Source organism: Pseudomonadota bacterium (genome assembly GCA_018817425.1).
GTDB lineage: Bacteria > Desulfobacterota > Desulfobacteria > Desulfobacterales > RPRI01 > RPRI01.
Map to the genome: position 1 here is coordinate 1 of JAHITX010000008.1, position 15674 is coordinate 15674.

The 15674-nt window shown below is 38.9% G+C and carries 14 protein-coding genes; 5 read left to right on the top strand and 9 right to left on the bottom strand.

What is annotated here, in order from left to right:
* Nucleotides 1–137: 137 nt before the first annotated feature.
* Genes KKC46_01990 through mobB form a run of 3 tightly spaced genes read right to left on the bottom strand, consistent with a single transcriptional unit; the run spans nucleotide 138 to nucleotide 2531 of the window.
* Nucleotides 138–1241: a hypothetical protein gene (locus KKC46_01990; GenBank protein ID MBU1052581.1), complete on the bottom strand. Its 1104-nt coding sequence runs from the start codon at nucleotides 1239–1241 to the stop codon at nucleotides 138–140.
* A 28-nt stretch (nucleotides 1242–1269) separates the two neighbouring features.
* Nucleotides 1270–2052 carry an HD domain-containing protein gene (locus KKC46_01995; protein ID MBU1052582.1) on the bottom strand — a complete coding sequence of 261 codons (783 nt, stop codon included), beginning with the start codon at nucleotides 2050–2052 and terminating at the stop codon, nucleotides 1270–1272.
* Nucleotides 2049–2531: a molybdopterin-guanine dinucleotide biosynthesis protein B gene (gene mobB / locus KKC46_02000; GenBank protein ID MBU1052583.1), complete on the bottom strand. Its 483-nt coding sequence runs from the start codon at nucleotides 2529–2531 to the stop codon at nucleotides 2049–2051. The genes KKC46_01995 and mobB overlap by 4 nt, the downstream gene beginning before the upstream one ends.
* A gap of 358 nt (nucleotides 2532–2889) precedes the next feature.
* On the opposite strand from mobB, the gene KKC46_02005 reads away from it, so the two are divergent.
* Nucleotides 2890–3906 carry a hypothetical protein gene (locus KKC46_02005; protein MBU1052584.1) on the top strand — a complete coding sequence of 339 codons (1017 nt, stop codon included), beginning with the start codon at nucleotides 2890–2892 and terminating at the stop codon, nucleotides 3904–3906.
* On the top strand, nucleotides 3896–4891 hold the full coding sequence (locus KKC46_02010; protein ID MBU1052585.1) for a DUF362 domain-containing protein: 996 nt from the start codon (nucleotides 3896–3898) through the stop codon (nucleotides 4889–4891). Before KKC46_02005 ends, KKC46_02010 begins: the two co-directional genes overlap by 11 nt.
* Before the next feature lie 227 nt (nucleotides 4892–5118).
* On the opposite strand, the gene KKC46_02015 is transcribed toward KKC46_02010, so the two are convergent.
* The gene (locus KKC46_02015; GenBank protein ID MBU1052586.1) at nucleotides 5119–5745 is read right to left on the bottom strand and encodes a PEP-CTERM sorting domain-containing protein; all 627 of its coding nucleotides are present in this window, start codon (nucleotides 5743–5745) and stop codon (nucleotides 5119–5121) included.
* 790 nt (nucleotides 5746–6535) lie between these two features.
* Here KKC46_02015 and KKC46_02020 point away from each other — a divergent pair.
* From KKC46_02020 to KKC46_02030, 3 genes are all read left to right on the top strand, one after another.
* Nucleotides 6536–6721, top strand: coding sequence for a conjugal transfer protein TraB (locus tag KKC46_02020; protein MBU1052587.1), 186 nt, complete (start codon nucleotides 6536–6538; stop codon nucleotides 6719–6721).
* 127 nt (nucleotides 6722–6848) lie between these two features.
* Entirely contained in the window at nucleotides 6849–8882 is a 2034-nt protein-coding gene (fusA, locus tag KKC46_02025) for an elongation factor G (GenBank protein ID MBU1052588.1), read from the top strand.
* 102 nt (nucleotides 8883–8984) lie between these two features.
* Complete coding sequence (locus tag KKC46_02030) at nucleotides 8985–9194, top strand: hypothetical protein (GenBank protein ID MBU1052589.1); 210 nt, start codon at nucleotides 8985–8987, stop codon at nucleotides 9192–9194.
* 106 nt (nucleotides 9195–9300) lie between these two features.
* Here KKC46_02030 and KKC46_02035 read toward each other — a convergent pair whose 3' ends face one another.
* The 5 genes from KKC46_02035 to KKC46_02055 form a co-directional block, all read right to left on the bottom strand.
* Nucleotides 9301–10761 (bottom strand): PLDc N-terminal domain-containing protein, encoded by a 1461-nt coding sequence (locus tag KKC46_02035; protein ID MBU1052590.1) that lies wholly within the window; start codon nucleotides 10759–10761, stop codon nucleotides 9301–9303.
* A 21-nt stretch (nucleotides 10762–10782) separates the two neighbouring features.
* Nucleotides 10783–12153: an MFS transporter gene (locus KKC46_02040; protein ID MBU1052591.1), complete on the bottom strand. Its 1371-nt coding sequence runs from the start codon at nucleotides 12151–12153 to the stop codon at nucleotides 10783–10785.
* Between the two features lie 67 nt (nucleotides 12154–12220).
* Entirely contained in the window at nucleotides 12221–14677 is a 2457-nt protein-coding gene (locus KKC46_02045) for a DEAD/DEAH box helicase family protein (GenBank protein MBU1052592.1), read from the bottom strand.
* A 3-nt stretch (nucleotides 14678–14680) separates the two neighbouring features.
* Complete coding sequence (locus tag KKC46_02050) at nucleotides 14681–15394, bottom strand: transposase (GenBank protein MBU1052593.1); 714 nt, start codon at nucleotides 15392–15394, stop codon at nucleotides 14681–14683.
* A 2-nt stretch (nucleotides 15395–15396) separates the two neighbouring features.
* Complete coding sequence (locus KKC46_02055) at nucleotides 15397–15672, bottom strand: hypothetical protein (GenBank protein MBU1052594.1); 276 nt, start codon at nucleotides 15670–15672, stop codon at nucleotides 15397–15399.
* Nucleotides 15673–15674 lie beyond the last annotated feature (2 nt).

The window sequence follows — 15674 nt, forward strand, 5'->3', positions numbered from 1 at the left end:
CCAGTTTCAAAACGCCCCATTTTGGCCGATCTCTGCGTTGGGCTCAAATTTCAATCCTCGAAATACTCAATGTATTCCTGTGGTTGAAATTTTCGCCCGCCTTGAGCTTGACCAAACTGAAACGTTTTGAAAGTGGCTCAAGCGTTAAGTGTTTTTTCAGAACTCCTGCTGAAAAGAATAAAATATAGCATAACAGCGTAAAAAATTACTGCAAAAACAGCAAAGGGTTTAAAATAGTAACCAAGTGGTGCAAGGATTACTACCGTAATCCAGTGAACAACAATGATTGCTTTTGAGTCAAGCATTATCGGAAAATCATTGTATCTGCATAAAATCGCAAGCCCGCTTAAATTCCATCCGTAAAGAGAAGCAAAGGCATGCAGTCTTAACAGGAGTTTTAATTCATCCTGGTTGTAACCGGGAAGAAATTTCATAAGAATATATAGTATGCCTGTCACAGCAGTAAAAAGAAGAAATACCATACCTGAAGTCAAAAAGTTTTTCTGTTGAGCTTTTATTCCAAGTTTTGCAAAAAGCACAAAAATCATAACTACCGCAAAAAAAAGAAGAGTTGTTACAATAAGCTGGGATTTGAGTTTTTCAAACATGATAAAAAGAAAAAATATTATTACTCCCAGATTAACCATCCAGAAACCGGCATCCTTTAACAGACGTATGTTAAAACTTGCATCATCTTTCATAAGAGAAAACATTACAGACATTGTAATTAAGGATAAAGGAAATGAAAATCCCAAAAAAAATGTATCCATTGTAAGTTTTGAAAAAGAAACAAGCCTTAAATATTCGTTATTTGCAATAACAAGAGCAGATATTACAAGTCCGACCGAAAGGCATAAAAGGGATGCCTGATGAAACTTATCCGAAACAGGTGAATTGGTAAAAAAATTGTACGGGAAAAAAGTAAATTTCTTAAGTCTTATTTTTTCAACAATAACAGCAAGCACCAAGGCTATAAGCATTGAAACAAAATATAGCTTTAAAAAAGCAAAAAGTGCGTAACTTAGTGCAAGGGCAGAAAAGAGAAGAGTTTTTTTTGTAAGATGTTCTTTGCCTTCGCTGAAATACAACAGTATAGTTCCGCCGCTGCATAAATTAAAAAGAAATATATGAAGTCTTTCAAAATTATATACTTTTCCATCCATAATAAAAATATGAAGAAAGCCGAAGAAAAGTGCAAGCGTCATCAAAATCATCAAATAAGCTTTTAGTCGTACCGACATTATAATTCCATTTCGTTATACTACGCTTTTATAAGGATATACCAAGCTGTGAATCAACATAATCAAATGCCGTTTTTACAAGTTCCGATATTTCTTTGTTGGCGGGAAGAGTTTTTGCTATCATTTCTATATAATTATTATTCTTAATTATTTTAAATGACGGTATAAAATTTATGTCAAACACCCAGCTTATCTGAAGTAACTTAAAATCATTTAATGTTTTTAAATCCTTCATATCAATAATTGCATGTTTATAAAAAGAATCAATAATGTGTTTTGAACATACCGGCAAATCAGGAAGATCAAGTGCGATAGTATTGTTGGGCCATTTTTCAATGTAATAATCTGCAAAAACCCTCCAAATATCCAGTTTATCAGCATCCCTTATAAGCTTCATAAAAAAAAGCGTCTTTTCATCTTCTTTAGGAAGAGATAAGGCATTATGATATGCTATAGCCTTTGCTATCAAGCGTTTGTCAGTTTTTGAAAATTTTGACAATACTTTGTGAATCCCTATCTGCTTTACCCCCAGTCTGGCATGATTTTCAGAAATAGAATCAATGAAAGTATGATATATCTCATACTGCCGGAACCTTCCGATATCATGTAATAATGCAATCACTTCTGCAATTATCAAGTCCTGTGAACCAAGACCAAGTTCTTTGCCTATCATTGTTATGTTACTGCAAACACGCCTGGTATGATGTTCTTTAAGACTAACGGGGCGGTTATATTCCAGGTCATCTTTATAGAAGCCCGACACATAACCGGTAAACCAGCTTTTTAAAAGGGTTAAGGTATCCGTATTCATAGAAACTTATTTTCTATAAGATCAGCTATGCCATTTATATCTTTATGAGAAAATTTTGGCACAGTGATATCTATTTTATCATCTGTTACAAATGCAAACAGGTTATTATCATCAATGCAGGCAGGTTCCTCATGTCTGGCTTTTCTGAAAACCTCAATTTTAGGCTTATTATCTTTTTTGAATCCTTCGGTTATTACGATATCCACACCGGTAATATAGCCTGCTATCAAATCAAGAGACTCACCGTCATTATTTTTATTTATCACAATGCGATCTTTTGAAACAATTATTGTAGTATCTGCTCCGGCATCAATATGGCGCTGACTGTCTTTTCCTTTTTTATCCATATCAAAACCGTGAAAGGCATGTTTTAAAGTACCAATTTTATATCCCCTTTTTTTAAGTTCGAGGATCAATCTTTCAATAAGTGTTGTTTTGCCTGATTCAGCTTTGCCAACTATTGATATAATGGGGGTCATTATTTATTACCTGAATTGTTTTTATTTTTGGTTATTCTTCTGATTTTTCCGTACCCTTATGCAATATGCTTTTTCAAGCTGCTGCTTTTTTTTATAATTATTGGGGCCCTCCACTGCAAACAGCAGAGAATCATAGACAGCCTGCAATAAATGGCCGGAGAAACTGTAGCGAAAAATGCAGGCTGTTGCGTGCTTGCATATTACTGCTTATTTTATTGCGAAAAATCTGTCAATAGATTATATATACTTTTAAATTAATTTGATAAAGTAACTTCAAGCTTTGTTTAGTCAAACAGAAATAGCAGAGCAATAATTTTTGTATTATTATTTTTGGGGTTAATAATCGGGAGGAAAAATAATGAAATCTTCTGTGAGAAAATCGGCTTATCCGCAACCCCTTGAGACTTATTCAGGTATAGCTATTCTCCTGCTTCTTGCATTGATAGCAACTTTAATATTTTTTGAGCAGTTTCGATATGATACACCTGATTTTACTACCGGCAATACTTTATATGAAACTTCCGGTCAGCCTTCATCTCAAATATTAACAAAGAGTATCTTATCTTTTAATAATATGGAACCATTATCTTCTCCTGAAACTTTTAACGCAGAAAATCTTTCAGAAAAAATTAACGGCAAAGCCGAGTTATATCTTTCTGCCGGATTTAAAAGCCTGGCCTGCCAAAGATATAAAAAGCCGGATGATCCTGATTTATGGCTTGAAACATTTATTTACGACATGGGAAACATCATAAATTCTTTTGCAGTTTACAGCATGCAAAGAAGGGAAGCCTCTTTAGATCTTGATGTGAGCAAGTTCTCATATAAAACGGAAAATGCTATCTTTTTTATATGGAATAATTATTATGTTGAGATTGTATCTTCAAAACCATCAGAGTTTCTTATGGATTCTATGGTTGCTTTTGCTAAGGATTTTATTAAAAAAACCGGTGGCAAACAAGACACTATTGCCGAACTCAACATGTTTCCGACAGATAATCTTGATACAAAAAGCATTTCGCTTTTAACAACAAATGCTTTCGGGTTTGATAAGCTGAATATGATTTTTGCTGCAGATTACAAAATACAAAATAATAAAATAAAAGCATTTATTTCAAAAAGGGCGGATCAGGCCCAAGCTAAAGATCTTGCTAAAAGTTATTCAGGATTTTTGCTTTTTCTTGGCGGCCAAACCATAAAACCGGATATTAAACTGGATGATTTGACAATAATTGAAATTATGGATGAATATGAAATTATCTTTACAAACGGTTCTTTTCTTGCCGGTATACATTCGGCAAAAGATTTAAATGATGCAAAAGACCTTGCGTTTGTAATAAATAATAATCTGGAGAAAAATTCTCATGCCCGATAAAAACGTGGATAAAGAAACGAGCAGAAGAGAGTTTATAATCAGATCTTCTAAAGCAGGGCTTCTGATCCTTTCATCCTGTATTACCGGATATCTCTTTTATAACAATAAAAATTTGGTTTCATCTGTTAAAGCAGAATCTATGACAGGGCTTCCGGATTTTTCTATTAAGGAGAAAGCCGGTAAAATCGCAATTGCAAAAGGGGCCGACAGGGTTAAAACGATCAATCTTGCCCTAAAAGCTTTAGGCGGTATTGAAACATTTATAAAAAAAGGAGACCGTGTACTTTTAAAAGTAAATGCCGCTTTTGCATCTCCTCCCATACTTTCTGCAACTACTAACCCTGAGCTTTTAAAAGAAATAATAAGATTGTGTTATGCGGCAGGAGCTGTATCTGTAGTTATTACGGACAATCCTATTAATGACCCTGTGTCATGTTTTTCACTCACCGGAATAGAAAATGCCGCAAAAAGTAAAGGAGCAAAAATAATACTTCCTGATAAGAGCTTTTTTGCTCCTTTATCAATTGAAGGTGGTAAACTGATTAAAGACTGGCCTGTTTTGTATAAACCGCTTATGAATGCCGATAAGCTTATTGGTATAGCCCCGTTAAAAGATCACCACAGAAGCGGTGCATCCATGACAATGAAAAACTGGTACGGGCTTCTTGGCGGAAGAAGAAATATTTTTCATCAGGATATAAACAATATAATAAAAGAGCTTGCCATCATGGTTAAACCTACTCTTGTAATTCTTGACGGGACAACAACCATGATGTCAAACGGGCCTACAGGCGGATCACTTTCCGATTTAAAACAAACAAATACAATGATAGCAGGAACCGATCAGGTTGCCGTTGATGCATATGGCGCAACACTTCTTGGCAAAAGAGTAGAAGAACTTGCTTATATAGAAAAAGCGCATACAGCAGGAGTCGGTAATATGAACTACCGCCTGCTTAATCCTGAGATAATAACAGCTGTTTAAGGCTTGTGGTGCGCAAAAAAACAAAGAAAGGCAGGGCCATCCGGCCCTGCCTTTGTGCAAATATACACTAATGAGCCACTTTCAAAACGTTTCAGTTTGGTCAAGCTCAAGGCGGGGGAAAATTTCAACCACAGTAATACATTAAGTATTTCGAGGATTGAAATTTGAGCCAAACGCTTAAGATCGGCCAAAATGGGGCGTTTTGAAACTGGCTCTAATGTGTTTTGTTACTTTTGAAACTTTCTCCTGACTCCTGCCAACCCTACAAGCCCAAGTCCAAGTAGAAGCAGGGTCGCTGGTTCCGGGACATCAAAACAGCCTTCAAGATTGACATTGTCGATTTTTAAAGGGATCTTATTAGTAGCCAAGTTTGATAGTTCTCCTAATCCATAGAGATCAATTGTGATTTCATAATTATTACCAATACTAGCAATTCCATATTTATCAGAAACAGAGCCTCCTGGGACTCCCCAGTCATAGAGCCGAATGGGGTTTTCCCAGTCTTTGATTTGAATACCGTTCACTTTCAGATCGATATAGTTTGATGTAGGACCACCTGTGTAATTATTCGGGTTTATTCTCAGGGTTACATAGTGGAGAGCATATGCTGGGTTGTACGAGCCATCAGTTAGTTGAATATTATCGTCAATATCCCATAATTTCATAGAGTCCGCTGTTAAGCTAAAAGTCCAGCTCCACGTGTCACCACTACTGGAGAAGCTAGCTTCGGTCACATCTGCATAATCAAAGTACTGAATATGGGTCGCCCGAGCCGGTGCACAGAACAGAAACAGAAGCAGAAGCGATAATCCCAAAACTTGTTTTTTCATCTTTTCCTCCTTCAAGGTGGGCATATCATAGGAATAATAATTGGATTATTATAAAATAAATTTTTATCTATTTAGAGAGCAAATAGTAACAACTCGTCATTTGAAAGTAACCGCAAAATATATGCCAATTCCACCGTTTCTTGCCGGTTCCTTGCGAAATACATATAAGCAACCAATATAATTGCTAAACGTTTTATTGTGTTTTTCCGATAATCATTGATCACATTTTATATTTTAGTTGTCTCATGCTATTTTGTAAAGAATCCCGACAGTCATTTCGGCAATTTGCGAGGTATGGAAAGAGTGTAATAGCAATATATTGTTTTATATTAATATGATAACTATGATATATGTTCAATATGGATATTGTAAAGTTTTCCGACAGTACCATCACTTCTTCGGAATTCTGAACTTTTCTATCAGATAGCACAGGCTGCTAAGGCGTAGCGGCTACGGCAGAATAGATTGAAAACATGCAAAATTGAATGTGTAAAGAAAACCGTTACTCTTTAATCCTGATTTTATAATTTCAATCGCAAGGGCTGAGACCGGACAGATGTCCTGGCCAGGAGTGAGGATTGCTATGGTTACAAGACAGGGATTGCCCAGCTCATAAAAAATTTTCCTTTAAATATGGTTATCGGTTGACTGAACAAGCCCTCATGACGTATCATCGTTAATCCTTCACGGTTATCCCCGGCTATTATTGCAATTGCAACATATTATAATTATTTGGGTATTGGTATATATATTTAAAGTTGTTAATAAAAGCTTTGTGTTATTAATAAGTTGCTGAGTTTAAAAGGAGTATATAATGGGATCTTTGGATGAACATATACTAAGAACGGCAAAGGAAATAGTTGTAAAGTTTATTGAAACCGGAAGGATTTCTCCCACAGGTTTTAATGAATCATTTAAGGCTATTTATAAATCTGTTGAAGAAGCTGTTAAAGGCGATGAAAATAGTGCCGGAAAAGACGAAGAAAACTTGACACGATAAGTATATTGTCTTAAAAATCGTACCTTCATAAGCTTTATGATCAATAAGCCGTAAAGTTTGATAATGGTTCATACATGCTTATCTCCCATATAAATTGCGGCATTTTAAGAAATAGTAGCCTAATGACATGAAAAAAGACAAGATAAACAAATTCAGAAATATCGGAGTTATTGCTCATATTGATGCAGGCAAGACAACTGTGACTGAGCGAATACTGTATTATACCGGCCGTTCTTACAAAATAGGAGAAGTGCATGACGGCGAAGCAGTAATGGACTGGATGCAGGATGAGCAGGAACGCGGCATTACGATTACTTCTGCGGTTACCACATGTATTTGGGATGGAAAAGATATACAGATTATAGATACTCCCGGGCATGTTGATTTTACAATTGAAGTTGAGCGATCATTAAGAGTGCTTGATGGTGCTGTTGGTGTTTTTTGCGCAGTAGGAGGTGTTGAACCGCAATCTGAAACCGTATGGCGTCAGGCTGATAAATATAAAGTTCCCAAAATTGCTTTTATTAATAAGCTGGACAGAATCGGTGCCGATTATCTGGGAACGATAGATATGATGAAAGAAAGGCTCCATGCAAATACGCTTATTCTTCAAATTCCTGTCGGATCTGAAGGAGATTTTGCCGGAGTAATAGATCTTGTCGGTATGAAGCAGATAATGTGGGATAACGAATCTCTTGGCGCTACATTTTCTAAAAATGACATCTCTGCCGATCTTCTTGAAAATGCTTTGGAATTCAGGGAAAAACTTATAGAAACCCTTTCTGAAGTTGACGATGAGATTATGGAAGCCTATTTATCCGAAACTCCTATATCAGAAGAATTGCTCATTTCTTCCATAAGAAAAGCAACTGTTAATCTTAAAATAGTTCCTGTCCTTTGCGGGTCGGCATTGAGAAACAAGGGCATACAACCTCTTCTGGACGCAATCGTAAATTATCTTCCCAGTCCTCTTGAAGTTGCTTCTGTACAAGGAATTCACCCTGAAACCGGGGAAACTTTGTTATTTGAAGCCAAGGATAATGGTCCGCTAGCTGCATTGATATTTAAAGTATCTTTAATGGAAGGGCGCAAGGTTACATTTGTAAGAGTTTACAGCGGAACTTTAAAAACGGGGGCAGAGGTATATAACCCTTCGCGTAATATAAAGGAAAAACTTTCCCGCATATTAAAAATGCATGCCGGGAAAAGAGACCGCATCGAAGAAGCAGGCGCCGGAAGCATTGTAGGGGTAGTCGGCCTCAAAACATCTTCAACCGGAGAAACTCTTTGTTCTTCCAATTATCCTGTCCTGCTGGAAAATATTGAATTTTATGAACCTGTCATATCTATAGCTATTGAACCGAAAACTCATGCTGATCAGGAAAAACTAGATGAGGTTTTAACAAAGTTTGCAGATGAAGATCCGACATTGAGAGTTCGCAAAGATGAAGATACGGGGCAAACAATTTTATCCGGTATGGGAGAGCTTCATCTTGAGATAATAATCAGCCGTATGATGAGAGAATATAACACAGGTGTCAATGTTGGTAAGCCTCAGGTTATGTATAGAGAAACCATAGCGGCTGAATCTGAAGGCTCTGCCATTTTTGACAGGGAAATTGCGGGACAGCATCATTTCGGAGAAGTGAATTTGATTCTTAAACCTCTCAGCCGGGGAAGCGGCAATATATTTGAAGTTGATATGAAAGATGCCTCTTCTATTCCTGAAGCATTTATACCCTTTATTGAAAAAGGTGTGTTTGAAGCATTTGATAGCGGCACAATCATGGGATACCCTGTTGTAGATGTTAAAGCTGTTGTTACCGGGGGATCTTTTAAGGAATCACTTGGAAGCGAGATATCTTTTAAGGTAAGTGCTGCAATGGCCTGCAAAGATGCTCTTGCTAAAAGCGAACCATTTCTGCTTGAACCAATCATGGATACCGAGATATTTGTTCCTGAAGCTTTCATGGGTGATATAATAGGCGATTTGAATTCACGGGGTGGAAAAATTGAATCTATCAGCGCAAGATCGGGAATACATGTGTTAAAAGCAACTGTTCCTCTTTCGCGTATGTTTGGTTATTCTACTTCAATAAGATCGGCAACTCAAGGCAGGGGAACGTTTAGCATGCAGTTTTCCCGCTTTGACCACACATAAATCCTATAGCATAAAATGTATGACGAATTGGTTATAGCAATTGCTATAAATCTATTCCGTTTGAAACGTTATTAACTATACTTGATAAAAAGGAGGATCTACATGGGATTTTCAGGTGACTCAACTTTAAAGGAAGTGTTGGAAAATGAAGAAGGTAAAGCAATCCTGGAGAAACATATTCCGGGAAGCACGACTAATCCAATGCTGAAAATGGGGTATACCATGTCATTGGACCTGATAGCAAGTTTGCCTCAGGCCGGTATAAGTAAAGAAGCATATAAGGCAATACTCGATGATCTGAGCAAGTTATAAGCCCCCCCAAACTACAATTCCGGTAGTGCGGATAACCCATACTTTACACCAACCTGCCTGGTTAATACACAGAACTTTTAGCGTGTATTATCAATACACTCAGGGTCTACAGGTAAGGTGTAAACAATCGCGCTATGCCGTCACGCAGACGCGTCGGCAGCGACCGGCTATTGACCTCCTCCAGCGTCACAGGACGGGCGCATTTCCGCTTTGCTTCGATCTGCATATCAAGCTGTCGTGCAAGTTCGACATCGTAACATTCCAGATTAAATTCGAAATTGAGACGCAGACTTCTTGCATCCCAGTTGGCCGACCCAAGCAGTATCCAGCAGCCATCCACCAGAACAAGTTTGGAATGATCGAATGGAGGCTGGGTCAGCCATATCCGGCATCCATATTGGAGTACTTGCGACCACATGGCCCGGGAGGCGCTTAGAATGAAGGGCAGATTTATCTTTGAAGGCAAAATAATATCAACATGTACTCCCCGCATTGATGCCAGATTCAGGGCGGAGATCAGAGCAGGGTCGGGCAGAAAATAAGGAGTCATGATACGAATGGAATGGTGGGCAATCGAAATCGCTCCTAAAAGCGTCCAAAGCAGCTTCTCGAAGTTCTCATCCGGGCCATCAATCACACCCCGGGCCAACATCCGCCCTTCGCTTTCGTTTTTGGGAAACCATGAATTGCCACGCAGAAATTCGCCGGTTGTGAACAGCCAATCATCGGCAAATACCTCTTGCAGTTGTGTTACCACAGGACCTTTTACACGAAAATGGATGTCTTGTACCGGGTTTGGCGGTTGGCGTTGAATGCAGTGTCCCACCCGGATATTCATACCGCCGGTAAACCCAACACGTCCATCAGTCACCAAAATCTTTCTGTGTGTGCGCATGTTCATTGACATCAGGTGCCGCAAAGGAAACAGAGGGATAAACCGTGCATACTTTACCCCTTCTCGTTTCAGACTGCGAAGAATAGTGGGAAATGAATACCGGGTTCCGGTTGCATCAATCAGTACACGAACTTGTACTCCCCGGCGCACAGCTTCGCCAAGCTCATGCGCAAAGACCTTTCCGACTTCGTCCCGATCGAAAATATAACTTGTGAAAGAGATTGTATGATTTGCTTGTCGGATCGCTTCCAGCATGGCCGGATAAGCTTCGTCTCCGTTCACCAAAGGATCTATCTGATTTCCCGGCAGCAAAGGTTGCTCTGTCACACTACCGACAACACGGGCCAATAGCTTGAGATTTCCCCCGTGATCCGGCAGATGACTCTGCAGCTCTTCAGGCAGGCATTCCGGTTGCGCATATTGTGCCTGGTGCCGCTCAAGGTTTCTTCTCAGTAAGGCAGCCTTATGGCGAATGCGATTGACTCCGAAGACAAAGTACATGACAGCCCCAGCCATTGGTACCAACCAAATGAAACCAACCCATGCGATGGCGGCGCGTGAATCACGCTTGCTGAGGACTGCGTGCCCGGTTGCCAGCACAGAGAGAAATAGCCCAAGTCCTATGGCAACGATGTTCCAGACTTCGTGCACCAGATTACCTAAGATCGTCATCATTGAGGTATCTCCGTGAGATTAATTTTCTTTTTCTTCATGGTACATTTTCTTCATGTTCTCTAATCCTTGAACTTTTTTATATTCCTTATTGTTTTTTAATTTTCTCCATCCAAACCAGAACAATCCTGCAAGGGCAACTATAAAGTAGAATGGGAATCCCAACAAAGATTTAACAAAAACAAAATCTTCAAGTTCAGGCCCGGATAATCCGGGTAGGATATTTGAGGTCTGTTCGCGTAAATGAGCCAGGAAACCAGCATATAGCAACCCCATAACGCCGTAAGCCAAATTGAAAGACAAACCCTTAAAACTAAGTACTGTTGCCCGTTGTTCCGATGCGGTCAAAGGATTAAGATAATAACTTTGCAAATAAGTATTAACATACATGATGCAAAAAAGAAGTATTGCCGGAATCAATCCGTAATATGGGATCATCAACAACATGCCTGCTAAGCCTGCAATACTGAGAATACTCATTATATACACATTGGAAAGAGGGGTATATGTCTGTCCCATTTTCCGGGCTATTTTCGGGATAAAAAGTCCGAAAAAAGCGAGTAAGGCGGCAATCAATCCAAAGGACGCCTCAGGCAGATTAATAAGCCGGTAATACTCGCTATTTAAAGTGATGAGTACTCTGATCCAGTGATCAAAGAACAACCCGGCCAGAATTATCATCATAACAAACGGCGTTTGCAATATCCATTGGCCTGCTTTCAGCGTTAATTTAAAGGCTTGCCTAATCGGTTTGCCCGCTTTTGCCACGTCAATTCGCCTATCGGTTTCAATGCTGTCTGATTCCCGCATTTTCAGTGAAACCGCAAGCGTCCCTAAAGCCATTGCAAGCGTCAAATACAGCGGAAAACGCATGGTAATACCTTGATTTATCTGAATCTGCAGGCCTGCAAAGTCCACAATCTTTTGCATTAAATCCGGATCGTAAACCAAAGCCCCGAGGATCATAACCCCCATCCGTACCATGGCACCGTAGCGCATCTGAATTTCTAAGACTTTCGGCCATTCAGCAGCGCGATCCAGTTTTTTCAATGTATCATAGGCGATGGCTTCATCAGCCCCGCTTGCACAAGCCTCCGCTGAACCGCTTAATATCCGGTTGACCAAAAATATGAAAAACAGAAGCGTAATATTTCCCCGTGGAGCAAAACAAAGCAGTGATATTTCAACAACCATGATAACCGCAGCAGATACCACCAGATTACGGCGTCCGATAATATCCGCCAAAGCACCTGAAGGAACTTCTAAAAGCACAATGCTTAATGCCCAGGCCACATTGAGCAGTGCAAACTGTTCAAGGGTTAATCCGAAATCCAGAAATAAAATTGCAAAAACAGGATAATAAAAGCGGGCATTGAACATGATCCGGAACATAATAAACAATCGAACATTAGGGATTTTAAGAAGAGACGTTTGATTGTGCAACAGAATTTTCCTTAATTTATGCCGCTTTTTGTAGATATAGATATTTCTGAAAGTCTATAAATAGTGAACTGATATTTGCCACATCTCCCAATATTTCTTTGGCATCTTCCAACGATTGATATTTATTTGTCAGTAAGATTGGCAGTTTTTCCTGGTCGAGTTCTTCAACTCCTGTTTCTATATATTTACTCAATACGAATTCTATGAATTCTTTTTGTTTGTCGTTGAGTAAAGCAAAAATTGTTGCTTCGGCTCTTGTTACCCGTTCTTCTCTTGTTATCGGTTTTATGTCGCTGTTAAACACATATTCCAAAACATCGTATAAATCGCTTTTCTCTGCATCAATTAGTTTTTGTAGTGTTTTTAATTCTTCTTTTCCAAAACCTGCTTCGTCCAATTTCTCAAGTAAGGTCTTCCGTGTTATTGGATTACTCCATAAAATTCGCAGTTCTTCTTCGTTTTTAAAAAAGTTAGGGAGTTCGCCAAACAGATTATTTAAAAATTCTTCTGACGATATTGGTTTACCGTCAGCATTCCAAAAAGAAGTAGCGATCATATGTTGTATTTCACGCTCTTTTCCATCTCTTAGCTTTATTTTAACTTTCTTTATGCAGATACAGGGTCTTTGTCCGCATTTTTCACAGGGCTTTGGTGGTCCTTTTTCGCAGATACAAGGGCGTTGACCGCAAACTTTGCAAGATTTAGGCGGTATCTTTTCGCAAACACAAGGCGTTTCTCCGCAATCAGGACAAGCATCTTCTTCCTCTGGTTCTCCATCCCATTCAGGGTCAGCAAAGTGATGGAAAGCATCTACAAAATCATAAATGGTGAAAAATTCTTTCCCATCAAATAAACGTGTTCCCCTGCCAACGATTTGCTTAAACTCAATCATTTGATTGATGGGTCGCATTAAAACAATGTTGCGAATATTTCGTGCATCAACACCTGTTGATAGTTTTTGGGAAGTGGTTAATACCGTTGGAATTGTTTTTTCATTATCTTGAAATTCCCGCAAAAACTGTTCGCCTCTTTCACCATCGTTTGCAGTTACACGAACACAATAATTCGGGTCTTTACTTTTTTTGTACTGATTTACCAACTCACGAACTGCGGCGGCGTGAATTTGTGTGGCACAGAAAATAATGGTTTTTTCGTTCTGATTGGCTTCGTCCATATAAATCTGAACACGCTTCGCCTCCCGCTCTTTGATTTCAATAATTTTATTAAAGTCGGGTTCTTCGTATATTTTTCCTTCTTCAATTTTTCCTTCAATAATATCGTCATCACTGGTGTATATATAATCGTCAAGTGTTGTTTTGATGCGTTTTACCTTGAAAGGTGTAAGGAAACCATCGTTAATACCTTCTTTGAGCGAATAGATATAAACAGGTTCCCCAAAATATTTATAAGTATTAACGTTATCTTTTCGTTTGGGCGTGGCCGTAAGCCCCAATTGTACGGCTGGTGAAAAGTACTCTAGAATTCCTCTCCAGTTTCCTTCGTCATTGGCTCCGCCACGGTGGCATTCGTCAATTACAATAAAATCAAAATAGTCTTTTGGGTACTGACCAAAATTATAGTTTGCCGATTTATACACTGCCTGGGTCTCAGCAGCCATCAGCATTTTGACTTGTTCTTCATCCTTTTTATTTGCTGTATTATTGGTCATAAAGGATTGAAAAATGGTAAAAAAGATACTGCCGTTGGTTGGCACTTTTCCTTTTTTCTTAATATCATTGGGCCTTATGCGAACCATTGCATCTTCCGGAAATGCTGAAAATGCGTTAAATGCCTGGTCAGCTAGAAAATTACGGTCGGCTAAAAACAGTATTCTTGGTCTTCTTTTGCCGGCACGATTTAAATTCCAACGGGTTTGAAACAGTTTCCAGGCTATTTGAAAAGCAATGGCCGTTTTTCCTGTTCCTGTGGCAAGGGTTAATAAAATTCTGTCTTTATTTTGCGCTACTGCTTCGAGTGTATTTTTTATCGCAATTTCCTGATAGTAGCGTAATCGCCAGGTTCCGCTTTTATCTTCAAAGGCAATATTTGCAAATTTATCCCGCCAGTCGTTTTGATCAGAATAGGTTTTATCCCAAAGTTCTTGGGGCGAAAGAAAATCAGCAACCAAACCCTCTGAACCCGTTTTCATACAGATTTGATAAATCTCTTTTCCATTGGTGGAGTAAGTAGTTTCTAAATTAAGTTTCTCGGCGTAAAGCTTTGCCTGTGCCACACCTTCGCCCACTTCAAGTTCATCGCTTTTAGCTTCAACAACAGCCAGCTTAATGCCTTTGTACACCAGAATATAATCGGCAATAAGTGGTTTTTTCCTGCCACCCCCCGCCTGTATTCTACCCTCTGTTATTTTACAGACATTTCGTTCACGAAGGATTTTAGAACCCTCTACCACGCCCCAACCACAGGCCTTTAATTTAGGGTCTATTAATTCGGCTCTTGTTTCGGCTTCGTTCAAAATTTACACCATCCAATTTTCTTCATTATAGGGTGTTATTGGTTCCATAACAAAATTCCCCTCGCCACCATTTAATTTGTCTCTGTTCCAGTTTATGGGGTTATTTCTGATATATTCTGATATTTTAACAAATTCATTTTCATTACGAATGATGTGTTCCCAATAATTTCGTTGCCAAATGCGTTTATCAAAGGACGGTAAAATATTTTGTTTTACCATATTAATATATTCAATTGTGGTATGCCGTTTAAATGATTGAACAACCCGCGATAATCCCGTACCAACCGTAGGGGCAGAATCCATTTCTGCCCTTTTTGCCGCAGAATCCATTTCTGCCCTTTTTGCCGCAGAATCCATTTCTGCCCTTTTCCTTTTCCGAATGGATATATCGTCGGATATTTGGGTGGATATGGGGGTGGATAAATGGGCGGATATGGAATCCGCCCCTACGGGGATTTCAATTATTCCGTGGATATGGTTGGGCATCGTTATATATTCGTTTAAATGAATATTCGGAAAATCATTTGAAATTTCGTGCCATATTTTTTCAATCATTACACCCGCATTATTTAATGCCAATTTCCCATCGATAATTTTACCAAATAAATGTTCCCTGTTTTGACAACATATGGTTACAAAATATAATCCTGCATGCGAATAATCGTATCCCTTCAAACGAATCGATTTGCGATTATGGATTTTTGGGTTGTATACCATGATTATATTTCCCCAATCCATTCCCGTCGTGTATAATCCACGCGTACCCCGTTTTGAATTGATATTTGGGCGGATATTTGGGCGGATATTTGGGCGGATAAATGGGCGGATATTTGGGCGGATATGGAATCCGCCCCTACGTGGGTGCCCTTTTCATCGTCACCACAAACACCCGTTTCCACAATGTCCATTATCGGCGTATTTTCCACAATTCCATGAAAATGATTGGGCATTTTTTTATATTCGTTTAAATGAATATCAGGATTGTATTTTGCCATTT

Excerpts from the sequence above, each read along its gene's own strand:
- KKC46_02035 (MBU1052590.1), bottom strand. The coding sequence starts at position 10,761 with ATGACGATCTTAGGTAATCTGGTGCACGAAGTCTGGAACATCGTTGCC.
- KKC46_01990 (MBU1052581.1), bottom strand. The coding sequence starts at position 1,241 with ATGTCGGTACGACTAAAAGCTTATTTGATGATTTTGATGACGCTTGCA.
- KKC46_02010 (MBU1052585.1), top strand. The coding sequence starts at position 3,896 with ATGCCCGATAAAAACGTGGATAAAGAAACGAGCAGAAGAGAGTTTATA.
- KKC46_02030 (MBU1052589.1), top strand. The coding sequence starts at position 8,985 with ATGGGATTTTCAGGTGACTCAACTTTAAAGGAAGTGTTGGAAAATGAA.
- KKC46_02005 (MBU1052584.1), top strand. The coding sequence starts at position 2,890 with ATGAAATCTTCTGTGAGAAAATCGGCTTATCCGCAACCCCTTGAGACT.
- KKC46_02020 (MBU1052587.1), top strand. The coding sequence starts at position 6,536 with ATGGGATCTTTGGATGAACATATACTAAGAACGGCAAAGGAAATAGTT.
- fusA (MBU1052588.1), top strand. The coding sequence starts at position 6,849 with ATGAAAAAAGACAAGATAAACAAATTCAGAAATATCGGAGTTATTGCT.
- KKC46_02015 (MBU1052586.1), bottom strand. The coding sequence starts at position 5,745 with ATGCCCACCTTGAAGGAGGAAAAGATGAAAAAACAAGTTTTGGGATTA.
- KKC46_02050 (MBU1052593.1), bottom strand. The coding sequence starts at position 15,394 with ATGGTATACAACCCAAAAATCCATAATCGCAAATCGATTCGTTTGAAG.
- KKC46_01995 (MBU1052582.1), bottom strand. The coding sequence starts at position 2,052 with ATGAATACGGATACCTTAACCCTTTTAAAAAGCTGGTTTACCGGTTAT.
- KKC46_02040 (MBU1052591.1), bottom strand. The coding sequence starts at position 12,153 with ATGTTCCGGATCATGTTCAATGCCCGCTTTTATTATCCTGTTTTTGCA.
- mobB (MBU1052583.1), bottom strand. The coding sequence starts at position 2,531 with ATGACCCCCATTATATCAATAGTTGGCAAAGCTGAATCAGGCAAAACA.
- KKC46_02055 (MBU1052594.1), bottom strand. The coding sequence starts at position 15,672 with ATGGCAAAATACAATCCTGATATTCATTTAAACGAATATAAAAAAATG.